The organism is Ketobacter sp. GenoA1 (genome assembly GCF_003671475.1).
GTDB lineage: Bacteria > Pseudomonadota > Gammaproteobacteria > Pseudomonadales > Ketobacteraceae > Ketobacter.
The window spans coordinates 55389-79060 of sequence record NZ_RCHM01000020.1 but is presented as its reverse complement, the minus strand read 5'-3'; the positions used below and the strand labels follow the sequence as shown (position 1 = coordinate 79060).

Annotated in this window: 14 protein-coding genes and 1 pseudogene; 7 read left to right on the top strand and 8 right to left on the bottom strand. The window is 57.1% G+C overall.

The genetic code is table 11. From position 1 onward, the window contains the following. The first annotated feature begins 121 nt into the window (after positions 1-121). On the top strand, positions 122-1090 hold the full coding sequence (locus tag D9N13_RS06375; protein ID WP_290587393.1) for an alpha/beta fold hydrolase: 969 nt from the start codon (positions 122-124) through the stop codon (positions 1088-1090). Between the two features lie 226 nt (positions 1091-1316). Here the strand turns inward: D9N13_RS06375 and D9N13_RS06370 are convergent. The 4 genes and pseudogenes from D9N13_RS06370 to D9N13_RS06355 form a co-directional block, all read right to left on the bottom strand. Continuing rightward, positions 1317-3509, bottom strand: a pseudogene (locus D9N13_RS06370) (Tex family protein); the annotation flags it as partial. A 103-nt stretch (positions 3510-3612) separates the two neighbouring features. Then, a complete protein-coding gene (locus D9N13_RS06365; RefSeq protein ID WP_290587389.1) occupies positions 3613-5943 on the bottom strand; it encodes a DUF1631 domain-containing protein in 2331 nt (776 codons plus the stop codon). 278 nt (positions 5944-6221) lie between these two features. After that, positions 6222-9368 (bottom strand): efflux RND transporter permease subunit, encoded by a 3147-nt coding sequence (locus D9N13_RS06360; RefSeq protein ID WP_290587387.1) that lies wholly within the window; start codon positions 9366-9368, stop codon positions 6222-6224. Beyond that, on the bottom strand, positions 9361-10644 hold the full coding sequence (locus D9N13_RS06355; RefSeq protein WP_290587385.1) for an efflux RND transporter periplasmic adaptor subunit: 1284 nt from the start codon (positions 10642-10644) through the stop codon (positions 9361-9363). The genes D9N13_RS06360 and D9N13_RS06355 overlap by 8 nt, the downstream gene beginning before the upstream one ends. A 248-nt stretch (positions 10645-10892) precedes the next feature. Here D9N13_RS06355 and ompR point away from each other — a divergent pair, with 248 nt between their 5' ends. From ompR to D9N13_RS06340, 3 genes are all read left to right on the top strand, one after another. Continuing rightward, positions 10893-11636 carry a two-component system response regulator OmpR gene (ompR, locus tag D9N13_RS06350; RefSeq protein WP_290587383.1) on the top strand — a complete coding sequence of 248 codons (744 nt, stop codon included), beginning with the start codon at positions 10893-10895 and terminating at the stop codon, positions 11634-11636. Positions 11637-11709: 73 nt separating this feature from the next. Next, positions 11710-13578 carry a pyruvate kinase gene (locus tag D9N13_RS06345; RefSeq protein ID WP_290587381.1) on the top strand — a complete coding sequence of 623 codons (1869 nt, stop codon included), beginning with the start codon at positions 11710-11712 and terminating at the stop codon, positions 13576-13578. A gap of 76 nt (positions 13579-13654) precedes the next feature. Further along, complete coding sequence (locus tag D9N13_RS06340; protein WP_290587379.1) at positions 13655-14974, top strand: ATP-binding protein; 1320 nt, start codon at positions 13655-13657, stop codon at positions 14972-14974. An 11-nt stretch (positions 14975-14985) separates the two neighbouring features. On the opposite strand, the gene D9N13_RS06335 is transcribed toward D9N13_RS06340, so the two are convergent. Beyond that, positions 14986-15999 (bottom strand): rhodanese-related sulfurtransferase, encoded by a 1014-nt coding sequence (locus D9N13_RS06335; protein WP_290587377.1) that lies wholly within the window; start codon positions 15997-15999, stop codon positions 14986-14988. A 189-nt stretch (positions 16000-16188) separates the two neighbouring features. Here D9N13_RS06335 and D9N13_RS06330 point away from each other — a divergent pair, with 189 nt between their 5' ends. Beyond that, positions 16189-16629 (top strand): hypothetical protein, encoded by a 441-nt coding sequence (locus tag D9N13_RS06330; protein ID WP_290587375.1) that lies wholly within the window; start codon positions 16189-16191, stop codon positions 16627-16629. A 68-nt stretch (positions 16630-16697) separates the two neighbouring features. After that, the gene (locus D9N13_RS06325; RefSeq protein WP_290587373.1) at positions 16698-18416 is read left to right on the top strand and encodes a hybrid sensor histidine kinase/response regulator; all 1719 of its coding nucleotides are present in this window, start codon (positions 16698-16700) and stop codon (positions 18414-18416) included. Here D9N13_RS06325 and D9N13_RS06320 read toward each other — a convergent pair. Further along, on the bottom strand, positions 18409-19086 hold the full coding sequence (locus D9N13_RS06320; protein WP_290587371.1) for a response regulator: 678 nt from the start codon (positions 19084-19086) through the stop codon (positions 18409-18411). The genes D9N13_RS06325 and D9N13_RS06320 overlap by 8 nt on opposite strands. Before the next feature lie 184 nt (positions 19087-19270). Here D9N13_RS06320 and D9N13_RS06315 point away from each other — a divergent pair, with 184 nt between their 5' ends. Next, positions 19271-20662, top strand: coding sequence for a thrombospondin type 3 repeat-containing protein (locus tag D9N13_RS06315; RefSeq protein WP_290587368.1), 1392 nt, complete (start codon positions 19271-19273; stop codon positions 20660-20662). A gap of 132 nt (positions 20663-20794) precedes the next feature. Here D9N13_RS06315 and D9N13_RS06310 read toward each other — a convergent pair whose 3' ends face one another. Both D9N13_RS06310 and D9N13_RS06305 read right to left on the bottom strand, forming a co-directional pair. After that, the gene (locus tag D9N13_RS06310; protein ID WP_290587366.1) at positions 20795-22780 is read right to left on the bottom strand and encodes a sensor histidine kinase; all 1986 of its coding nucleotides are present in this window, start codon (positions 22778-22780) and stop codon (positions 20795-20797) included. Next, a complete protein-coding gene (locus tag D9N13_RS06305; RefSeq protein ID WP_290587364.1) occupies positions 22780-23520 on the bottom strand; it encodes a response regulator transcription factor in 741 nt (246 codons plus the stop codon). The genes D9N13_RS06310 and D9N13_RS06305 overlap by 1 nt, the downstream gene beginning before the upstream one ends. Between the last annotated feature and the right edge of the window lie 152 nt (positions 23521-23672).

The following is a 23672-nucleotide window of genomic DNA, read 5'->3' as shown; positions in this document are numbered from 1 at the left end:
ATGGCCATTATTGCCGGCAACAAAAGCCGGATGATACATAATGGTTTTATTGACTCAGTGCTGGGTCGGCCGTATAGTCAGGCCGTTTTTCCGTTTCGGAAACCTGTCAATGAGGTGGTGTATGTTGCGTTTTCCCCTGCTGATTCTACTGCTGAGTCTGTTGGCCGTTGCCGGCTGCAGTTCCCATCCGCCGGCCTTCAGCGGGTCACTTGAACGGCGGGCAGACTATGCCGAGGAAATTCTCACCAACGCCCGGGGGCTTGATCTGTTTGCCCGCACCTGGGAACCTGCGCAGGCCGCCAAAGCCAATGTGATTCTGCTCCATGGCACGGCGTTGCACAGTGGGTTGTATGTGGATACCGCCACCTATCTGTCGCAACAGGGGTACCGCGTTTACGCCTACGATATGCAAAGCTGGGGGCGCTCTCAGGGATTGAAAGGCCACGGTTATGTGGACAGTTTCGATGCATATTCCGATGATCTGAAGTTTGTGCTGCAGATGCTGCGTAAACGCTACCCCGGTGTTAAAAACGTGGTCATGGGGGAAAGCCTGGGTGGTGCGGTGGCCCTGTACACCGCGGTCAAACATGAGTTTTTACTCAATGGCGTGATTACCAGTGCTGTGGGCTACAAGCCCAGTATGAAATTGCTGGGGATACGCGCCCCTGATTTTATTAACGAAATCACCCTGACCACCACCCAGTGGGTAACGTCGGGATTTTCCTCCTTCCCGGCAGTGGAATCCGATACCGGGATCCGGTTGGTCATCGACAATGATTCACTGCAGTCCCGCCTGTTGGATGATCCATTGGTTGCCCATGGTTGGCTGCCCGGTGCCTATGTCAGCACCATATTAGCCGCGGGTGATTACATGGAGCCCCGCCTGCGTTACATTACTGTCCCCATATTGCTGTTGCATGGAAACAGTGACGCGTTGGTGCCGGTAACCTCAAGCCAGGAAATTTTTGATGAGGTGTCCAGTGTTCACAAGCGCCTGCATGTGTACAACAGTGCTCACGCAGTATTGCTGGAAAACCAGTGGCGCCAGGCGGCCACGGATATCGTGACTTTTCTGGATCAGATGAACTGAACGGGAAGCGGGCGGGATTAAAAAGCCCCGGCATGGAAACCCGTGCCGGGGCTTTTTTTGACCTTGTTATGGGCAGGCGAAAGGCTGCTTAGCGCAGTTTTTTCGCATTGGCGAACAGGTCGGCAAAGGTGCCGGTTTTGCCGGGTGCATTGGAGGGGCCTTTGCTGCTGCGCTGGGGTTTGTTGGGGCGGGCTTTGCTTTTGGCCCCGTGCTTGCCTTTCGGTACCCGTGGGCCATCCACTTTTTCGCCGGCGGCTTCGTCCAATTTCATGCTGAGGCCGATTCGCTTACGCGGCAAATCGATATCCACCACCTTCACCTTGACGATATCACCGGCTTTAACCACTTCGCGGGGGTCGGACACAAAGGTGTTGGACAGCACGGAAATGTGCACCAGCCCATCCTGATGGACCCCGATATCCACGAACGCACCGAAGTTGGTGACGTTGGTGACGACACCCTCCAGGATCATCCCCGGCTGCAGATCATCCATGGTTTCCACACCTTCCTTGAATTCAGCGGTTTTGAATTCCGGGCGGGGGTCGCGGCCGGGTTTTTCCAGTTCGTTGATGATGTCGGTGACCGTGGGTAAACCGAAGGTGTCATCCGCATAATCATTGGCGGCCAGGGTTTTAAGGAAGCCGGTGTCACCGACGATCTGGCCGATGTCGCGGCTGTTGCGGGCGGCGATTTTCTCCACCACCGGATACGCCTCCGGGTGTACTGCCGAGCGGTCCAGGGGATTGCTGCCGTTCATGATGCGCAGGAAACCGGCGGCCTGTTCGTAGGTTTTATCCCCCAGGCGTGGGACCTGTTTCAGATCATCACGGGAATGGAAGGCGCCGTTTTGATTGCGGAACGATACGATGTTGCCGGCAATGGTTTTGTTCAAACCGGAGATGCGCGCCAGCAGGGGTTCCGACGCGGTATTCACATCCACGCCCACCGCGTTCACACAGTCTTCCACCACCGCATCCAGGCTGCGCGCCATTTTGCTCTGGCTGACATCGTGCTGGTACTGGCCCACACCAATGGCTTTGGGTTCGATTTTTACCAGCTCCGCCAGGGGATCCTGCAGGCGCCGGGCAATGGACACCGCACCACGGTAGGATACATCCAGTTTGGGGAATTCCCGGGCGGCGAATTCAGAGGCGGAATACACCGACGCCCCGGCTTCGCTTACCATGATCTTCTGGGCTGTCAGATCCGGGTGCTTCTTCAGCATTTCAGCGGCCAGCTTGTCGGTTTCCCGGGAGGCGGTGCCGTTGCCGATGCTGATCAGCTCCACGTTATATTTTTTACACAGCGCCGCGATGACGGCAATGGATTCATCCCATTGGTTGCGCGGCGCATGGGGAAAGATGGTGCCGTGTTCCACCAGTTGTCCGGTGGCATCGACGATGGCGACTTTGACCCCGGTACGCAGGCCCGGGTCCAGTCCCATGGTGGCGCGGGGGCCTGCCGGAGCGGCCATCAGCAGATCTTTCAGGTTGTGGGCGAACACCTTGATGGCCTCTTCTTCGGCCCTCTCCCGCAGGTCGCCCAGCAGTTCGGTTTCCAGATGAGTGAGCAGCTTGATACGCCAGGTCCAGCGTACGACCTCCGCCAGCCATTTGTCAGCAGCCCGGCCTTCATCCCGCAATTCGAAGTGCTGGGCGATCATGTCCTCGCAGGGATGGGTGATGACCTCTTCATCCTGATCGAGGGTGATGCTGGCCTGCAGAATGCCCTCGTTGCGGCCGCGGAAGATGGCCAGGGCACGGTGGGATGGCGCGCTTTTCAGAGGCTCGGAATGCTCGAAGTAATCGCGGAACTTGGCACCTTCCTCTTCTTTGCCGGTGACCACTTTGGCGGTGAGAATGCCGTTCTGGAACAGATAGCCGCGCAGACGAGCCAGCAGGTCGGCGTCTTCGCTGAACTGCTCCATCAAAATGTACTTGGCACCATCCAGGGCGGCCTTGACATCGGCCACCCCCTGTTCCGCGTTGATGAACTTTTCCGCTTCCTGTTCCGGGTCCAGGCGGGGATCCTGCAGCAGGGACTGGGCCAGCGGGTCCAGGCCGGCTTCGCGGGCGATCTGGCCTTTGGTGCGGCGCTTGGGTTTATAGGGCAGGTACAGGTCTTCCAAACGGGTTTTGGTGTCGGCGGCCTGGATGGCCGATTCCAGTTCCGGCGTGAGTTTTTCCTGCTCGGCAATGCTCTTGAGGATGGCTTCGCGGCGCTCTTCCAGTTCTCTCAGATAGCGCAGGCGTTCTTCCAGCGTACGCAGTTGGGTGTCGTCCAGGCCGCCGGTGGCTTCCTTCCGGTAACGGGCAATAAACGGAACAGTGGCGCCTTCGTCCAGCAGGGCGACGGCGGCGTTGACTTGAATGGAGTTGACGCCAAGTTCGTTGGCAATGGTGTCAGCGATATTGATCATTTTCTAATCTTTCTCGTGGCTACTACCTGAGGTGGAGGCGGGATTATAAACCCATGAACAGGTAAAACGATAGGAAGGGGGCTTGTCTATGTGACCTGTTTGCTCAATCCGTCGAGGAGGTCTCGGCCTCCCGGGAGACATTGCGTTTGAGGCCCCCCAGTACGTTGCTGAGGGCACGATCCCACATGGACACGTTTTCCAGCAGGCGCAATTCGTCGGCGTTGGCCATGCGAATCATGCTGTCCAGGTTGGTTTCCAGCACCTTGTTGCCGCGGCGCGAGACAAAAATGTAGATGTCCGTGTTGGTGTCGCGCCAGGCCAGTTTGCAGCGGCGGACCTTGCCTTCCAGGGTATGGACTTCAATCCATTGGCCGGCTTTCATGGTGAGCAACTGACGGCGCAGGTCGGACTGGGCATGTTGCTTGGGATCGAGCAGGGCTTTGCGTTCCGCCGCCCGCTTTTTCTGGCGCTCGATGGCGGAGAGTTCAGCGCCGCTGGCAGGGTCGCTGGCCGGTGAGTTGCCGGGGGTGTGGTGGACGGCAACGGGGCTGCCTGCCGGTTCAGTCAGGGTGTGATCCACTGTGCGGCTGTTGGGCAGTTGCTGATCCGGCGGTGTCTGCAGAATCTGGCCGTGGATTTCCCACAGGGCGGCTAGAAATTTGTCCACTTCCAGCCCGGGATGCTTGATGCTTTCCAGGCCACCACAGATTTCCCGCAGCAGGGTGGGAATGATCTTCACCCAGCGTTCGCGGTCGCTGCCGGCGTTGGCCGGTTGAATGCTCCAGATCAGGTCATCCACGGTTTTCAGGCAGTGTTTCCATTCATCGGAATCCCGCCCGTGGCGCATCAGGCGCTGCAGCATCAACACCCGCCAGGGTCCGTCGATCATGTCGATCACTACAGAGGGCAGGGTTTTGCCTTGCATGCGGTCGTTGATCAGCTGATTGATGGTGTTGCGGGCCTGCTCGGTTTTGGCCTGCCCCTGGGCGGTTTGCAGCACACGTTTTTCGACGGTTTTGGCGCGCCGGGTTTCTTCCTGCAGGAAGCGGGAAAAACTTTTTTCCAGATCGGCGAACAGGGACAGGTTGTCCACTTCGAATTCGTTGAGAATGCGCGTGACCACATTGCGGATCTCCTCCATCAACAGGTCACGCTGCAGAACCGATTCTTTTTCCCAGCCGATGGCGGCCTGGGACAACAACTTCAGCAGGCGGCGGGCCGGGTGATGGGCGTCGCTGAAGAACTGCTTGTCGGCCAGTGCGATCTTGATCACCGGAATTTGCAGACGGCCCAGCAGCAGGGATACCTCCGGTGGGATATTGTGATCGTCCAGTATGAATTCGAATACCATGCTCACCAGGTTGATGACATCATCATCGGCCTGCTTCAGTTTGCGGGCGCCCCGCTGGCGGACGGTATGGGCCAACTGGTGTTCCAGCAGCAAGCGCACATCCTGGTGGTCATAATGGCTGTTGGCGGGATCTTCATCCTGCAGTGAATCCCGTTCGGCACTTTGCAGCCGGCTCAGCACACTGAACAGGTCTTCCCGGTGCAGCTCCGGTGCCGCTTGCCCCTGTTTTACTGCGAACAGGCGATTGTTCAGGCTGCCTTTGTAGAAATGGGTCATCAAGGCCTGCACCTGCTCGAACGGCACCGTGGTTTCGTAATGGGCGGCCAGTGCGCTGTGCAGGTCGGGGCTGTCCCCGCCCTGTGAAGCTGCTGGCTGTGGTTCCGCGGCTGACGCGCCGGGGGCCGCTTGCTGCTCCGGGCCGGCAGGGGGTGTGCTGGTTGTGCTGGTGTTGGCGGGCTCGGATTTGACTCCGGCATCCAACAGAATTTTCGCGGCATCCAACAGTGGCTGACGCAGATTTTCCACCACCTGGCGTTCGAAATACTTCAACACCATCAGCCGTACCTTGAGCGGTAAATCCAGTTTTTCGATGGCGTGACTGAAGGCGGTCACCAGAGTGTCGGCGCCCAGGGGATGGTTGTCTTCGTTGAGCCAGTCAATCCCCAGATAGTGATTCAGCAGGCGGCTGAACTGCAGCTGCAGGTCCGGATAGCTGGTGCGGATCTTGTTGCGGATGTTGGACAGGGCAACATCCACCTCTACCCGGTCTTTGTCCACCAGGCTTAAATCGTCATCACGATGGACGTCTTCCTGGCGTTGTTTTTTGCTCAGCAGATCGAACTGGAACGCCAGCTCTTTGCGCAGTTCGTTGTCCACGTCGCGGGCATGCATGCGCAGTTCACGCATGGCTTCAAAATACATGTTTTGTTCGTTATTGGTGGCCGCCTGTTCTGCCCGGTCAAAAAAGGCATCGTCCATTTGGTGAAAGAATTCGGTGAGCAGGTCGGACAGGCTTGCCAGCACCCGGCTCTGGATGTTGACCAGGAGTGATCCATCACGATCCCTGTTGTGTGCATTGTGCACAGAGAATCCTTTTGTAAACGATGATTGATCTGATGGAGACATCTTTTCCCTGAACCCCAATTGGTTTTATCAAACCCGGGATACTAACGTTGGCCATGCGAAATATGGAGTGAGGATTGTTTCAAAATCCACGCCGGGTTTCCATCGCAATTTGCCATAACGCCTTAGAAACGGTGTTGATTCTAAGGCGCTTAGCTGTATTTTTGATCAAAGTTGTGTCGGGCTCGAACGGTAAACATATACGACTTACCGGAGATTAAATACAGACTTTCTGTAATTTAGCCGCCTGGTACAGGGCGGATACGATTATGCAGCTTGGCGGTGACACCCGTTAACCGCAGCTTGCCGGATTCGAGGTAGGTGATCATCGCAGGAACAAAGAACAGGATCAAGAAGGTGCCATAGGCCAGGCCGAAAACGATGGAAATGGCCATGGGAATCAGGAACTGAGCCTGCAGTGAGGTTTCGAATAATATGGGCAGCAGACCGGCGACGGTGGTCATGGAGGTCAGTACCACCGCCCGGAAACGCGCGCAGATGGCCTCCACGATGGCTTCGTGCACCGCCATGCCCCGCTCCCGTAATTGACTGAAGAAGGTGATCAGGACAATGGAGTCGTTAACGACGATTCCGGACAGGCCAAATAACCCCATCAGTGAGAACATGGACAGGTCTTTGTTCATAATCAGGTGCCCGATCAGCGAACCGGTGAGGCCCAGGGGAATGGCGGCCATCACCGCCAATGGCCAGATGTAGGATGAAAACACCCAGCTCAGCACAATAAAAATCAGCGCCAGGCCAATCATCATGCCCAGGCGCATTTCCTGCAGCGTCTCCTGTTGATCCTGGGCTTTGCCTTCCAGGCCCAGGTTGACGCTGTAGCGGCGCTGCAGATCCGGTAGCAGGCCGGCATTGAGGTCTGCAAAGATTTCGTTGGCATTGGCGATCTTGTCGTCCAGGTCCGCTGACACGGTGACATTGAGCGCGCCGTCGGTGTGATTGAGCTTCTCGATACCCTGGCGGGATTCAAAGCGCACCACTTCACTCAGGGGTACGGTGGCGCCACTGGCCAGGGTGACCGGGAAATACTCCAGTGTCTGGGTGCTGTTGCGTTCGTTGTCCGGCAGGGTCACCCGCACTTCGATTTCATCGTCATCCTGGTTGAAGATCTGGGCCAGGTTACCGTCAAAAGCGGCCCGCAGCTGGCGGCCGACGGTAGCGGTGTCCAGGCCCAGTTGGCGTCCGGTTGGGGTCAGCTCGTAAATCAGTTGTTCCTTGCCCCAGGGCAGATCATCGTCAATATTGCTGACTCCGCGATAGCGGGCTAGGGCGGCCTGCAATTCCAGGCTGGCGGCTTTCAAGGCCTGTATATCATCGCCGATCAGGCGGATGGCGATGGGTTTGCCGGCCGGTCCGGCTTCCCGTTGGGTCATGGCAAAGCGCTTGATGCCCGGTGGTTTGGCAATGTTGTCCTGCCAGCGGCGGATGAACTCGGCGTTGGTCATGGGGCGTTGTCCGCTCACCAGGTCGACGATCACTGCACCGGATTCGCGATTGACTTCCCGCCCGGTGATATCGAAGAACGAGCGGCCATGGTAGGTGATGACCGCGTTCAGAATATCCTGGTCAAACTCGTTTTGAATCTGGCGCCGGGTTTGCTGCAGGCTGTCCTCCAGGTGAACCAGAAAGTCATCCACGGTTTTCTTGGAGGTGCCGGCGTGAAATTCCACATTGGCGCGAATCTCGTTGCCGTCCACGGCCGGGAAGAACGTGGTTTTGATGACACCGGTGAATACCAGGCTCAACATCAGGGCGAAGGCGCTGAGGCCGGCGACGATGACACTGCCCCGATTCTTGATGGCGGCGTCCACGGCGGTGCGCAGACGCTTTTCCCGAAACGCCACAAACTTACGATCAAAGTTGGCTTTGAAACCGGTGGTTTTTTCTTCTTTCTGTTTGCGCAGGCTGTGGTTGAGGTGGCCGGGCAGAATCAGAAAACATTCCACCACGGAGGCGATGATGACACAGATGATCACCACCGGCAGGTCGAAGGCGATTTTCCCCATTACGCCATGCAGCATGGTCAGTGGCAGGAACGCAGCGATGGTGGTCATGGAGGAGGCCAATACCGGCGCAAACATACGGCGGGCGCCACCCACCGAGGCCCGCTCGGCGGACTCGCCCATCTCCAGGTGGGTGAGGGTGTCTTCGCCCACCACGATGGCGTCATCCACGATGATACCCAGGGCCATGATCAGGGCAAACAGGCTGATCATATTGATGGTGCCACCGGTGAGATAGAGCACCGCCAGGGTGGCCAGAAACGAGACCGGGATCCCCACCGTAACCCAGAACGCCACCCGTACATTGAGAAACAGAAACAGGGTGGCGATCACCAGGATCAGTCCGCTGATGCCGTTTTCCAGCAGCAGGTTGATGCGATCACGCAGGTGCTTCCAGCGCTCGTTGTACACCTTAATGGACACCCCTTGCGGCAGACGCGGCCGCACATCCTCCAGCCATTGGGTGAATATGCGGGCGGTACGCAGGGTGTCCTCCGATTCGGTGCGCATCATCAGCATTTCAATGGCGGGCTGCCCGTTGACGGTGATGTAAGGCTCGTCTTCCTGCGGGCGGCGCTCCACCTCCGCCAGATCCCCCACCCGCAGCAGGCGGCCGCTGCTGTCGGTAAACAGGGGCATTTCTTCAAAGCCCTGCACGGTGCGTTGCTGGCTCAGGCTGCGCACCTGTTTGGAGACTTCATCCTTGGCGGCGGTGCCGGCCGGCAGGTCGGTGCTGTTCTGGCGCACCCGGTTGGCGATTTCGGTCAGCGACAGGCCGGTTTCATGGAGGGTGGACGACGGCACCTTGATGGCAATTTCTTCTGCCGGCATGCCCACAAAATTGATCTTACGGATGCCGCGGCCCAGCAGTTCATCCTCGAACTGGCGCGCCAACATGGCCAGCTCCGGCAGGGATTCCGACCCCATGATGACGATGTTGGCGATGGGGGAGAAGCGCTCGATCTGCTGGATCACCGGCCGCTCGGCTTCGTCCGGCAGGTTGCGGATGGATTCCACCCGTTGTTTCACCCGATCCAGTACATCACCTACGATCACCCCCTCCTCCAGTTCCAGCACAATGCTGCCGGAGCCGGACCGCGCAGTGGCGGTCATCTTTTTTACTTCGGTGAGGGTTTTCAGTTCCTGCTCCATGGGGATGATGATGGAGCGCTCCACATCCTCGGCGCTGGCACCACTCCAGGGCACGGCGATGCTGATGTATTCCAGTTCGAAGTTGGGAAAGAACTGGGTGTTCATTTTCTTTAACGCCCACAACCCGGCCAGGATAAACAGAAACATGAGCAGATTGGACGCCACCCGGTGCGTGGCAAAGGTGGCGATGATGCCTTTGGGTTCACTCATCGCCGGCCCGCCCGGTATCGTCTTGCTGCTTCACCCGCAGGCCGCCCAGGGCGTTGGAGAGTTGCGTGATCAGGATGGGTTGGCCGGGCTCCACGTCGGCCTGAATCAGTTGCCAGCGGTCACCGTCTTCGGTCAGCACCTCTCCCAGGCGCTGAATCATAACCGTATTGAGAACGCCATCCTCCACCGTATAAATGCGCTGCTGGCCGTAGATGGCGGTGGGGGGCAGGGCGATGCTGTTGTCCACCGGGGGCATATGCAGGTACACCTCGCCGGCGCGGCCGAGGGTGAGATTGCGTTGGCTTTCATCCAGGGCAAACAAGGCGTCCACGCCGCCCTGCCCACTTGCGATGGCCCCGGCCAACCGTTCCAGAACCAGACCGATGCGTTTCTCATTCAGGGCGAAGGTGGCGTCCAGCTCAATGCCGTTTGCCAGTGCGGGTTCCACCTGGTTCAGGTAGCGCGAGGGAATCTGGGCGCGGACTTCCACGTGTTCTGAATCGAACAGGGTCGCCACTACGTCGCCGGGGCGCACCCGGTTGCCGGGTGAGGCGTTGATGGCGGTGACGCGGCCGTCAAAGGGCGCGGTGATGCGGGTCCGGGCCAGGTCCAGGGCAGCCTGATCCCGCACTGCCCGCGCTCGCTTCAGCTGCGCCTGCAGGCGTTTCACCCGATTGGGATGGTCGTTGACGGCGTATTCGCGGCTGTACAGGCTCAGGGCCTGGGCGCGGGCCTGCTGCAGGGCCTCATCCCGGCTCAGGTCAGAGCCCACATTGCGCTCCACCAGTTTTTCGTAGCGCTGGGCCGACTTCTGTGTCAGGGCCACCAGCTGCCGTTCCACCTGCAGGGCTTTGACGTCGGTCTCGTAGCGTGCCTGTTCAGATGCCAGCTGGGCTTCCAGGTCTTCCAGCTCCGCCTGTCTTTGTTCGTAAATCAGGCGCACATCGCTGTCTTCCAGCTCCACGATTATGTCGCCGGTGCGAACCCAGTGGCCCTCCTGTATCAGCACTTTTGCCACATAGGCATTAATGGTGCTGGACAGGTTGGATTCCCGCGGAGATTCCAGACGGCCATAGAGGGTCACCATGGGGCGGTGGCTTTGCGGCTTGGCGGGCAGGGTTTTCACCAGTGGCAGGATGTCGGCCACGGGTTTTTTCTCCGGCTCCGGTTGCAGCATGAACAGGGCAAGGATGATCAGTAGGGTGAAGGCTGCAATCAACAGGGGCAGCGGTGTTTTTCTGAGTATCGTATTGATGGCTGCGCGCAATGTGGTCATCCAGGTTGTCGCGTTATTGGAATGGTTTTGTGCATAATGAAGCTAAGCAACATTCTCATGCAATAGTTGATAATGTCGAAAAGCAGTGCAATTTTAGCACGTTAGTTGTCATAACACGGTTTGTAACACTTTCCGGACATGACTTTGCGCGGTGATCCCGCTACCTTAACCGGTTGTGCCCGTGACTGGTTTTGAGGCACGTTTATCCGGATGGTTCCATCCCCACGAGGTTTTAACAGGTAATTTCAATGGTAGACAGCCCCCGCGAGCAGGAACAGCAGCAGAAGGTTCTGGTAGTTGATGATGATTCCCGGTTGCGGGGATTGCTACAGCGTTATCTGGAAGAACAGGGGTTTCTGGTGAAGGCGGTGGCCGATGCCGAGCAAATGGATCGGGCCCTGTCACGGGAGATTTACTCCCTGATGGTGCTGGATCTGATGCTGCCCGGGGAAGACGGAATGTCCATTTGCAAACGCCTGCGGGGCGCGGACAACCAGATTCCGATCATCATGCTCACGGCCAAGGGTGATGATGCCGACCGTATCAATGGTCTGGAAGCCGGGGCGGACGATTATCTGCCCAAGCCATTCAACCCGCGGGAGCTGCTGGCCCGGGTCAAGGCTGTTCTGCGCCGCCAGGTGAAAGAATTGCCCGGCGCCCCGTCACAACAGGAAACGGTGGTGACCTTCGGGCCTTTCTCACTGGATCTGTCCACCCGTACGCTGACCAAGGACGGGCAGGCGGTGTCCCTCACCACCGGTGAGTTTGCCGTCATGAAAGCCCTGGTACAGCATCCCCGTGAACCGCTGACCCGGGATAAGCTGATGAATCTGGCCCGTGGGCGTGAATGGAGTGCCATGGAACGCAGTATCGATGTCCAGGTATCGCGGTTGCGGCGGCTGATCGAAGACGATCCCTCCAACTCCCGTTATATCCAGACCGTCTGGGGGGTGGGCTACGTATTTGTGCCCGACGGCAGCAGTGCCGGCTGACCGGCTTCCCCAAACCGTCATAAAGCTGCCTTAATCTGTCTCTCTGCCAACGCCGGTAGAGCAGGGGGGTTATGTGATTGCATCGAATATGGATTCGTTGCTGGATCTGCAAGCGGAGCTGATTCACTTGCGGGACGGCGCCATGGCCCTGGAGCGTCAACTGGAACCCGAGATCCGGCGCTGCAGTGAACAGTATCAGAGCAGTGCCCGCAATCTGGTGCATTATCTCAGCGTGCGGCAGGGTGACATTCGCCCCTTGCAACATCGGTTGTCACGTTTCGGCCTGTCCTCTCTGTCGGCCATGGAGCCGTATACCCTGGCCCATCTTAATGCTGTCATTAATTTGCTGCAGAGCATAACCGGCCGCCGGTGCGAGACACCGCAAGCGCCGGTGGATTATCTCAGTGGCCCCCAATTATTGCGCCAACAGCGCCGGCGGTTGCTGGGTGAATTGCCGCCCAGTGTAAAGGCCGGTGCAGAGGCCGGTACAGAGGCCAGTGTGATGGTGACCATGCCATCCCAGGCGGCGGCTGAGCCACAGTTGGTGGCGGATTTGCTGGCCAGTGGCATGAACGTCATGCGCATCAATTGCGCCCACGATGATGCGAGCGCATGGCGGGCAATGGCCCGACACCTTCGCAGCGCGGTGGAAAACGGCGCTTCACCCGCCAGGATTCAGGTGGATCTGGCGGGCCCCAAACTGCGCACCGGCCCGATGCAAAGCAGTGGTCGCCTGCGGAAGTTGAAGCCCCGTCGCGATTTATACGGGCTGGTGCTGGAACCCTGCCGGGTATGGCTGCATGCGGAGGCGGACGCCCGTCTGCCGGCGGGTCTGCACAAGCCATTGTGTGTGGCGGCGGAATTTCTGCAGCAGTGTCAGGTGGGTGATCGCATACAGTTGGTGGACGGCCGGGGCCAGCGTCGCAAGATGAACGTGGTCCAGGTGCAAACCGGTAGCTGTATTGCCGAACTGAATCATACCGCCTATATCACCGACGCCACGCGGCTGGACCTGAAACGAGGGCAGAAAACGATGGCGTCGACGCTGGCGCTTGGGTTGCAGGACGTGGTGTTGCCCATCGTTCTGTTCCGTGGCGATACCCTCGTTCTGACCCGCAGCCTGCAACCCGGGGTGCAGGAACAACGGGACCAGTTGGGCGATCTGGTGCAGCCCGCACGTATTCATTGCTCATTGCCGCAGGCGTTTGACCAGGTTGAGGTGGGCCAGCGGGTATGGTTTGACGATGGCAAAATAGGTGCCCGGGTGGAAGCCTGCGATGGCCGGGAGATGCATTTGCGAATCACCCAGGCTGATCCCAAAGGCAGCAGGCTGCAGCCGGAAAAAGGCATCAATTTTCCGGATACGGTATTGGATCTGCCGGCGCTCACGGCCAAGGATCTGCTTGATCTGGAGCAGGTGGTGGAGTTTGCCGACATGATCGCACTGTCCTTTGTACGGGTGCCGGCAGATGTGGATGCCCTGCATCAGGCGTTGGACCGGCTGGACCGGCCCCAATTGGGGGTGGTGCTGAAAATCGAAAACCGGCAGGCGTTCGAGAATCTGCCCCGTATTCTGTTGGCCGGGTTGCGTCATGGCCGCCCGCTGGGGGTGATGATTGCCCGTGGCGACCTGGCGGTGGAGTTGGGGTTCGAGCGGCTTTCCGAGGTGCAGCAGGAAATTCTCTGGCTGTGCGAGGCCGCCCACATTCCGGTGATCTGGGCCACCCAGATTCTGGAGTCCATGGCCAAGAAGGGAGTGCCCTCCCGCGCCGAGGTGACGGACGCTGCTATGGCGGTGGTGGCGGAGTGCGTCATGCTCAACAAGGGGCCGTATATTGTGGAAACCGTGGTCATGCTGCGGGATATTCTGGCACGCATGGATCAGCACTACCATAAACGGCGCGCGACCTTACGGCCGTTGAGTGTGGCCCGGCTGGTCTGAGGGCGGCGGGCAAGGTCAGTGGCACCGGAGCCTGGAAATCTGGATAATGTGCCGTTGATGTCATTCTGGATTCTCTATGAAGCTGATTCCCCGCTCCTCGTTCTGGCGCACCATCTGGCTGGTGTGGCTGGTGATTTTGTTAAGTCAGATTTCCACACTGTTGTTTGCGGTGTACTACCTGTATTTGCCCGGCATCAAACAGAACGCTAAGCTGGTCGCGCTGGAGATGGATACCATTCGCTACCTGGTGGACAGCGAACGTAAAACCGAGCTGCTGCAGCGGCTGGAGGCACAGCATAATATTGTTATCACCGCCGATGACAGCCTGATTCCACCACCGGGTGCGGGCCTGTTCGACAACCTGTTCGTGGAACCCATGCGCAGCCGTATCGGGGAGGGCAGCGCTGTTCGGCTGGGCTTTGATCCTGCGCCGGGGTTATGGGTGAGTACCCGGCAACTGGGCAGCCTGTGGGTGCGGTTTCCACTGGAAAATTTCGGTCGCTACGAAGTCATTGCCTTTCTGACCTGGTTGATCGGAACCCCGGCGCTGGCCTTTCTGCTGGGTACTTTTTTTGCCGGCCAGATTAATCGGCCACTGAAAAACCTGGCACTGGCAGCGCGTAGAATCGGTCGCGGTGAACCGGTCAAAGGTTACCTGCTGGAAAACACCTCCCGTGAGATTGCAGCGGTGAACCGGGCCTTTCTGCAGATGAGCGATAATCTGCAGCGGGTGGACCGGGAGCGGGCCTTGCTGCTGGCCGGCATTTCCCATGACCTGCGCACACCGCTCACCCGCATGCGGCTCACCGCTGAGTTGCTGGGTGAAACAGAATTCACCGACGGCATGATTCGGGATATTGAGGATATGAACGCGATCCTGGATCAGTTTATCCTGTTTGTGCGCGATGGCAGTGATGAACAAACCGAAGTGGGTGATCTCAACGAAGTGATTGTGGAGGTGGTCTCTCAATTCGAATCGGAAGGCTGCACCATTAAAACCGCGTTACATGAATTGCCGGGTATCTCTCTGAAGCGGCTTTCCCTGAAGCGCCTGTTTGCCAATTTGATCGGCAACGCCATTCGTCATGGGGGTGGCCAGGTTGATGTGCACAGCGGCATGGAAGATGGTGAAATCTGTGTGGTGGTGGCAGACCGCGGCCCCGGCTTGAGTGAAAAGGAAATGTTCGAACTGTTTCAACCCTTCGCCCGCGGTGATCAAAGCCGGACCAGTAAAGGTTCCGGCCTGGGGCTTGCCATTGTGAAGCGGATTGTGGATATGCACCATGGCCGGGTGCAATTGCGTAATCGCGACGGCGGGGGGCTGGAAGCCATCGTGCATTTTCCGGTAACCGGTGATCTGGTGCCACCGGATTCGATGATGGCCCGCCTGCGTTAACGTGCGCTACGCTATTGCCCGGCTTTACGATCCTGTTCGCGCTGGGCATTTTTCTGCTCCAGCTTCAGGCGGCGGCGCTCTTCGATCAGGGTGCGCTGATCGCCCCCCAGGTGCTGTTCGCCGCGCTTTTGTGCCAGTTTGATCTGTTTTTCCCGCTGCGCAAAACGCCGCTTTTGCTCCTGCGAATACTCGTCGTAGCAATGATGGCAACTGACCCCCGCCTGATAATGGGGCGAGCGTTTGTCCTGTTCCGTGATCGGTCGCCGGCAGGCGTGGCATTGGTCAAAGTTGCCCTTGCGCAACTGGTGATCCACGGTAACGCGATTATCAAAGACAAAACATTCCCCCTGCCACAGGGACTCTTCCTGGGGAACTTCTTCCAGGTATTTGAGGATACCGCCTTCCAGGTGATACACCTCTTCAAACCCCTGTTCCTTAAGGAACGCAGTGGATTTTTCGCAACGGATGCCGCCGGTACAGAACATGGCTACTTTTTTGTGCTTGTTCTTGTCCAGGTGTTCGGCAACGTAGGCGGGGAATTCCCGAAAGGTTTTGGTTTGTGGGTCAATGGCCCCTTTGAAGGTGCCGATTTCCACTTCGTAATCGTTGCGGGTATCCACCAATAGCACTTCAGGGTCGCTGATCAGAGCGTTCCACTGGCTGGGTTTGACGTAGGTGCCCACCACCCGCTTGGGATCAATGTCCGCAATGCCCATGGTTACGATTTCCTGCTTGAGCTTGACCTTGGTGCGGTAGAAGGGTTGCTCTTCATCAAAGGATTCTTTGCTGTCCAGCTGTGCCAGCCTGGGGTCGCTGCGCAAGTGCGCCAGCACTGCGTCGATGCCGGCACGGCTGCCGGCGATGGTGCCGTTGATGCCCTCTTTGGCCAGAAGCAGTGTGCCTTTTACATCCTGCTGCAGCATGACCTCCAGCAGGGGGCGGCGTAGCGCCTCGAAGTTTTCCAAAGTTACGAATTTATAGAGCGCGCAAACCACTATGGGTGCGCTGCCGGTGGGGTGGTGCATAGTGTCCTCGCTGTCTGGAGCGTAAATCCAGGGCGGTTAGTAAAGTAGAAATACGAGCGGCGGGATTCTAACGGATCTGGCGCTTGAATCAAGGGGGAGAGGCGTTTGGGGCAGGCAGTCAGACCAAACGCAATTAGTTTGCTTTTCGGAGTATACTGAAGCGCCTGCCGGATGATGAAGTGGTAAGTCGTGACCAGTACTGAAAATAATGACAACAAACAGATCGAGTTGACCCTGCCGGGGCGGGGCGGCAAAGCCATGTCTGCCCTGCAGGCGGTGGCGTTTGCCAAAATGCTGGGACAGCAGGGGCAGTGGTCCGTCGCCAAGGTCTTGTCCCAGCAGCTGACCGAGCAGCTGCCGGATTATCTGGATGGCTGGTTGGCGCTGTTTGAAGCCTGTGAGGCCTTGGAAGATTTCATCATGTTATCGCGAGCGGCCACCCGTTGCCTGGAGCACAAACCCCGCTGTGTGCCGGCGTTGATGGCATTGGCCACGGCGCTGGGCAAGCACCAACGCCACCTGGAAGCGCTGGAAATCATCGCCACGGCCATGGAGCTGGAACCGGAAAATCCCCGCTTGCGACGTCAGCGCGAGCTGTTGCGCAGGGACAGTAAGCCGCTAGATACATGATTGCGGGTTCGTGCTAGCATGCAGTCTCTGCTGTCTACTATTTCCGCTGTATTGGCGACAACAATAACATGCAGTATGCAAAATCCGCCGTAACAGAATCCCAGATCGATTACGTTTTTGATCAATTGCGGGCCAATGCCTGGCCCCATACGGTGGCTGTCCTGGTCACCACCGGTGTGCTCTGGTTTACCAGTCATTCTTTCTATGCGCTGCTGTGGATGGCGTTGATGTTCATGAGTCATGTGGTCCGGCTGTATACGGTGGACAGTTTATGGCAGCACGCGCGGCAGCATGGGGATTACCGCCGTGTGAAACCGTTGCTGGTGGCGGGTATGTTGTACGCCGGAGCTATCTGGGGGTTGGTGCCGGTGTGGTTTATGAATCAGCCCCAGACGGAATCCGTTATTTTTATCTCCATCGCGCTGGCTGGTATGTGTGCTTCCACCTTGCCGGCGTTAGCCGCCTTCCTGCCAGCCTATATTGCTTTTATTCTGCCGGTTCTGAGCTTGCTTATCATCAAGTTGTTCCTGTTGGGGTTGAGTGCCACCGCCTTGTTGGGCGTGGCCTGTCTGACAGCTTTTGTGATGATCAGCAGCCGTATCAATCAGATTATCACCATGTCCATAACCATGGATTTTCAAAACCGTGAACTGCTGGAGCAGGTTACTGTAGCCAAAGAAAAAGCGGAGGCAGCCAATCAGGCAAAGTCGCGATTCCTGGCGGTGGCGAGCCATGATTTGCGCCAACCCCTGCAGGCGCTGGGGCTGATTCTGGAGAGCATGAAACTGAAACGCCAGCAGGATACGCCGGAACAGAAAATACTGGTGCAGCAGGGCGTGAATTGTCATGACGCCCTGACGGACATGTTCAATTCGTTAATGGATCTGTCCCGGCTGGAGGCCAACGATCTCAGCGTGTCTCCGGCGCACGTGGAACTGAGTGATTTGCTGTCCATGTTGGCACGGGAATTTGAGCCTGCGGCACAGGCGAAAAACCTGCAACTGAACTGCGTTACCGAGCCCTGTGTGGTGTGGACTGATCCGATGGTATTGGGGCGCATTATTCGCAACCTTTTGTCCAACGCCATCAAGTTTACCGACAGCGGTACAGTTGAGCTGCGTATACAGTGCCTGGCGGACAAAGTGCTGGTGCTGGTGCAGGACAGCGGTCGTGGCATTCCCCTGGATGAACAGTCCCGGGTATTTGAGGAATACCATCAGGTATTCACGCACCATCGTCAGCAGGGAGTTGGCTTGGGTCTATCTGTGGTTAAGCGTTTGGCGGTTTTGTTGCAGTTGGACCTGCAACTGGAATCAGTGCCCGGAGCCGGCACCACGTTCAGGTTGGTGTTGCCCAAGGGCGACCCGGCCCTGGTTGCACGGCAGGAGGAAGTCTCCGGATTTTCATTGCGGGGTTGCCGCGTGTTGGTGGTGGATGATGAACCGGCATTATTGGAAGCCACCTGCAGCCTGCTGGCGGAATGGGGGTGTGAAGTAATGGCAGCAGATGGCAAAGATGCGGCACTGGCCCACGCGGATGCCAGTGTCCCTCCGCAGATCATCGTTTCTGATTATCATCTGCAGGGGTGCACCGGGCTCTCGGTTATCCGCGCCGTGCAATCCTGCCTGGATCAACCGGTACCGGCAGTACTAATGAGTGGTGATACCAGCCCCCAGTTGGTACAGAACATGCGGGACAATGCGCTGTTTCTGTTAAAAAAACCGGTAAAGCCAGTGCACTTGAGAAAGGTGTTGCGACAACTTCTGCAGCAACCACCGGTTACTTGATGAGCCCCAATTTGCGTGCCTCTGCCACGCAGTGGTAGCGACTGTCGGCATCCAGAATGGACATCAGCGCAGAGACATGGGATTTGACAGTGGCTTCCGAAATCGACAGGGATGAAGCAATTTCCTGATTGGAATAACCTTCTGCCACCAGCAGCAACACATCCATGCGCCGCGTACTCAATTGCTTTTTGATGGCATCCGTATGTTTGCCGATGGTCTGCCGATAATGCTCCAGTCGTACCTGCGTGTCGGCGGGCAGATACACCTTGCCCTGTTCAATGGCTTGCAGACAGTCTTTGAATATCTGCTTGCCCCCGGATTTATGAATAAAGCCGCTGACACCGAGCTGCAACGCTTTTGCCACCAGTTCCAGTTCATCGACACCGGACATCATGACAATAGGCGCGGTGACCATGAGCCCGTTCAATTGCGCAATGATGGACAAACCATCGGAATCCGGTAACTGGTAGTCCACGAAAATCCAGTCCAGGTCGGGGCGGGCCTTGGCGTGTGCGATGGCAGTGTCGGCATTGAGGGCGGGAATGATTTCCACATCGGTCAACAATGCTTGCAGAATAACGGCGATGCCATCCTGAAAAACCGGATGATCATCAATCACCAGAATGCTGGTGGAAGGGGCGGAATAGGGGGGAACGCGAAATTCAGTCACATTAATTTGTCTATCAAAAAAACTTGAAGTGAGGCTTCGAGTTAAACCACAAGCCGGTAGGCAGTGTCAATGCAACTTAAGTACTAACGGCGGAGGCGGGTGCTATGCCAAGCTGCATGCTGCATCCTGGGGTGCAGCATAATAACGATTCAACTCTACAATGACAAAAATGAAGGACCTGACCATGACTTTTTTGTTTCCTGATGGAATAGGGGCCAACCGGTTGATCCGACTTTCCGGTTTAATGCTCGCTGCAACGCTGATGGCTGCTTGTGAAAAAGCACCCACCAATGAAGAAATATTTGTTAACCCACCCGCGAATACACAGTTTGAAGGCGATGCCGGCTCCGTGGTATTGAGTAAACTCAGTGGGCGTGCGGTGTGTTTTACTACCGATGGAACCGACGTCAGCTATGCCGGTGGCGATTGCAGTGGCGGTACCACCGCCACCTATGGCGGCAGTATTGAGCTTGCCTGTAACAGCGGTGAAACCGGAACCGAAGTTCCCCGCCAGGTGAGCCTTGCGTTTGAATGGCAGTCCTCACCATTGGGTGGGCCCACGCTGGAAAACCGCGACGCCTTGTTCTTTCTCAATTGTGATAATAGCGGCGGTGGTGTGGACACTGATGGCGATGGTGTCCTTGACCTGAATGACAACTGCCCGGCGGATTTCAACCCGAATCAGCTCGACAGCGATGATGACGGTCAGGGTGATGTGTGTGATGTGGATCTGGACAATGACGGCATCGAAGACGCTGTTGATAACTGTCCTGCGGTTCCCAATCTTGACCAGGCCGATGGCGATGCAGACGATATAGGCGATGCCTGTGATCCCGATCTGGATAACGACGGTATCGATAATGAACTGGATAACTGCCCGGTGGCGCCCAATGCGGATCAGGCCGATGGCGATGGAGATGGCCTCGGTGATGCCTGTGATTCGTTGTTCGATAGTGATGGCGACGGTATCGAAGATGACCTGGACAATTGCCCGGCGCTGCCCAACGCGGATCAGGCCGACAGTGACGGGGACGGTATCGGTGATGTCTGTGATGAGCCTGAGCTGGTGGGCACCGATAAATTCTTCAACGATTATCTGGATCTACTGCAACGGTTGATGGACATCATGCAGTGCCAGTTTAATGGCTGTGAGCAGCCTGATGGTACCTTCAACTGGACCATCACAGCGGACAACTCCGATCTGGAAGCCGGATCGGCCAACTGGAAGGCCACCATCAATACCTTCTTCCCGCCCACGGCTTTAATGACCTTTACCGCCAACAATGCGGTGCTGGATGGATGTCTGGGCAATGGCTCCGCCTCGGGCGTACTCAACAGCAGTGCCACGGGCCCGCTTAACACCGGTAACGCAATTGAATTCCAATGTGGTGGGCTCACCGGTTATATCGTCATGCGTTTGAATCTTACCAGTGGCTCCATTACCGGTGGTTATTACGATGCGTTCTGTCTGGAATCCGAGTGTGATGCCACCGCCGTACGTTATCGCATTACCGGTACGGATGCCGACGGTGAGCTGGTTTACTCCCGCGAAGTACTGGATACCCTACTGCCCTGAAGCCCTACTTTTTAACCACCAGTGTGTGGTTTAGGCGTGGCCCCGTGTCGTTATGACGCGGGGCTTTTTTATTGTGTGCAGGGGTGTGCAAGGGTATGCACGGGTGTGCGGCAGGGCTATTGCCGATGTGCTCTACAACATGGGAAAGCGGATACAGAATGCGGCACCCTGATCCGGCTGTTGAATCTCGATGCTGCCGCCCATGACGCTGACCAATTGTTGCACCAGCGCCAGGCCAATGCCGGTTCCCTGGGCCGATCGGGTAAGCTCATTACCAATACGGTAAAACAAATCAAAAATCCGCTTGCGCTCCTGATCGGGAATACCCGGGCCGTAATCCCGCAGCACAATCTCAAGCTGAGCATTGTTGTTACGGATGTGAAGATCGAGCTGTTTGTTGGATGCCTGCTTGGCGAATTTCAAGCTGTTGTCGACCAGGTTCATCAGGATTTGCATCATGGCATCGGTATCGACTTGGATTTGTTCATTGTTATCGAAATCTTCATGGCTAAAGCACAAAGTAAATTCAGTAGCGGCTACCTGTGATTCAAGCCGGGAGCGCAATAACTCGATCAATTGGTTGACCGGGCAGGGCTTTATATCCAGCTTCAGTTCCTGTCGTTCCATGCGGGCCAGCTGCAGAACATTGGTGATCAGCCGGCTCAGGCGATCACTTTCATCTGCAATGAAATGATAATACTCCTGTTGTTTGGCTGGCGTTGCCCAGCCTTCTTTCAGCATTTCGCTGAACATACGGATCGAGGTCAGTGGCGTCTTCAGTTCATGGCTGACGGAGGCAATAAAATTCTGTTGTTGCTGCAGCATGCGAATTTGCCGAACACCAAACCGGTACAGCAGTGTGAAGATGCTGATCAGCAACAGCATCAGGATCAGGCTGGCCCAGGTAATGATTGCCCCGCCGGGCCCATCCGGCAAGTGCCTGGCGCTGAAAATCAGCTCCAGCTCCGTGAGCGGTGATGACAAAGCCGTTTGCAGTATCAATGTACCGGAGACATCCTGTACAGAAAGGGATGAGTAACCCAGGGCGTAGCGTTGATAGCCCATGGCGGGCAGAATGCGCAGCACATTGCCGTTGAAGGCAACCACCAGATTGGTGAAGTGCGACAGATTGCTTTGCTGGAATACCTGTTGAATGCTGTTATCAATAAAGGCCTGCTGATCCAGAAGCAACCCCTGCACCCAGCGTTGATCGTCGTACCAGGCATCACGAAATAGAAGCAGGTGCCCGCTTTCCAGTAGGGCCAGGCTGAAAGCGGACGCGGTATTGGAAAAAATGGTAATGGCGGATTGCGGATTGTCCTGTGTGGCTGCATCCAGGGCTGTGAAATCCTCGCCGATTGATGGCGCTGGCTTGGCGGCGGGCGCCGGTGATGCTTCCCTCGATTGGGGTGCGTGCCGGGCTTTTTCCTTAGGTGGGGATTGCTTTTGCAGAGCCGGCTCAGCATCGGCAAAACTGCGCTCCAGATCCAACTCCGCTATTTTGCCCAGAGATTGCACGCGGTTGCCGGCAATCTGATTCTGAGCCAGTTTTTCAAACGGTGCCTGAGCCTGAGTCTGCGCCAGAGCTGCGCTGCCATCGGAATCCGCCTGCGCTTCCTCTTCGGCAACACTAGCTGGCGTCACCAGTTGATTGGCGCTGAGAATTGAGCGTATGTTGCGTTTTATTCTGCGGCGCTGTTCGATGTCGTCCGCTGCAAGCCCTGAGGCCATGGCGTCGGCTTCACTTTGCGGCAGCAGCGGTGTCTGCAGGTCGCCGGCATCATCAACCTGGAAATACCCCACCAGGCCAGGAGGGCTTTCACCATCCGGTAGCTTTGACAGGGGGGAGCGTTGCAGATAGTTGGTTTGGCCCTGGCTTGATTGCAGCAGCAGATATCGATAGTGGGTAACCGGGCGTGATTGTTCCACTGCAATCCAGCGCTGCAGGTTTAGATCGATACTTTTGGTCAGCTCTTCCGCCAGCTGCCGTTGTTGATACAGGGCTTCCCATTTTAATTGCTGGCTTGCCTTCCACGCCAGCACCAGTGTAGGAATGATCAACAGCAGTAATGACAGCCCCAGTACCCAGCGTAATCGGGTGATGCTCCAGGTTGCCATCAGTGGATGCCTGATCCGGACAGTAATCGATAGCCACCACCGCGAACGGTGATTAAATGAATGGGGTGTTTGGGATCCGGTTCCAGCTTGCGTCGCAGTTTGGCGATATGAATGTCCACGGTGCGGGTTTCGATGTCCATGTCGCGGGCATAGCCCCATACTTTATGCAGCAGTTCCTCCCGTGGGACCGGGCGCTGGTTGTGCTGATGCAGGTACTGCAGCAGCTCCATCTCTCGGCGGGTAAAGCTGACACCATTGCCATTTATCTGCGCCGCCAGATTGTGCACGTCGATATCCGCCCCTTGCAGAGGGATGATATTCTTCTGCTCGGCATCGAGCCCCGATCGGCGCAGGACTGCCTGTACCCTTAACACCAGTTGTGTCACCGAAAACGGCTTGGCAACATAATCATCGGCACCCAGGGCCAAGCCGTGGATGATATCTTCATCCGTATTGCGCGCGGTGAGCATGATGATGGGTTGATTCCGGTCCTGCTCACGGATGGCTGCGCAGACCTCATAGCCATCGCGCAGCGGCAGCATGACATCCAACAGGATCATGTCGAACCGGCCGCTCAGTGCCTTGTCCAGCCCGCTTGCTCCATCCTCTGCAAAATCCACTTCAAACCCATGAAAGGTGAAAACATCCACCAGGCCGGTTCGAATGGCGGTTTCATCTTCCACCACCAGTAACGTTGGCTTGCCCTGCACCTGTATTCTCCTCGGTAACACCGTGATCATCCTAGCAAGTGGACCACCTGCCTGCACGTAAACTTTTTGTAAATTCCCGCATGGGTAATTTTACCAAACTGTGCCTCAACGGGCCGGCTCATGTTTTTTATCCTGTTATCGGGTTGCCGGTTCCCGTTGGGCCAGGCAGCGACGCAATAAAA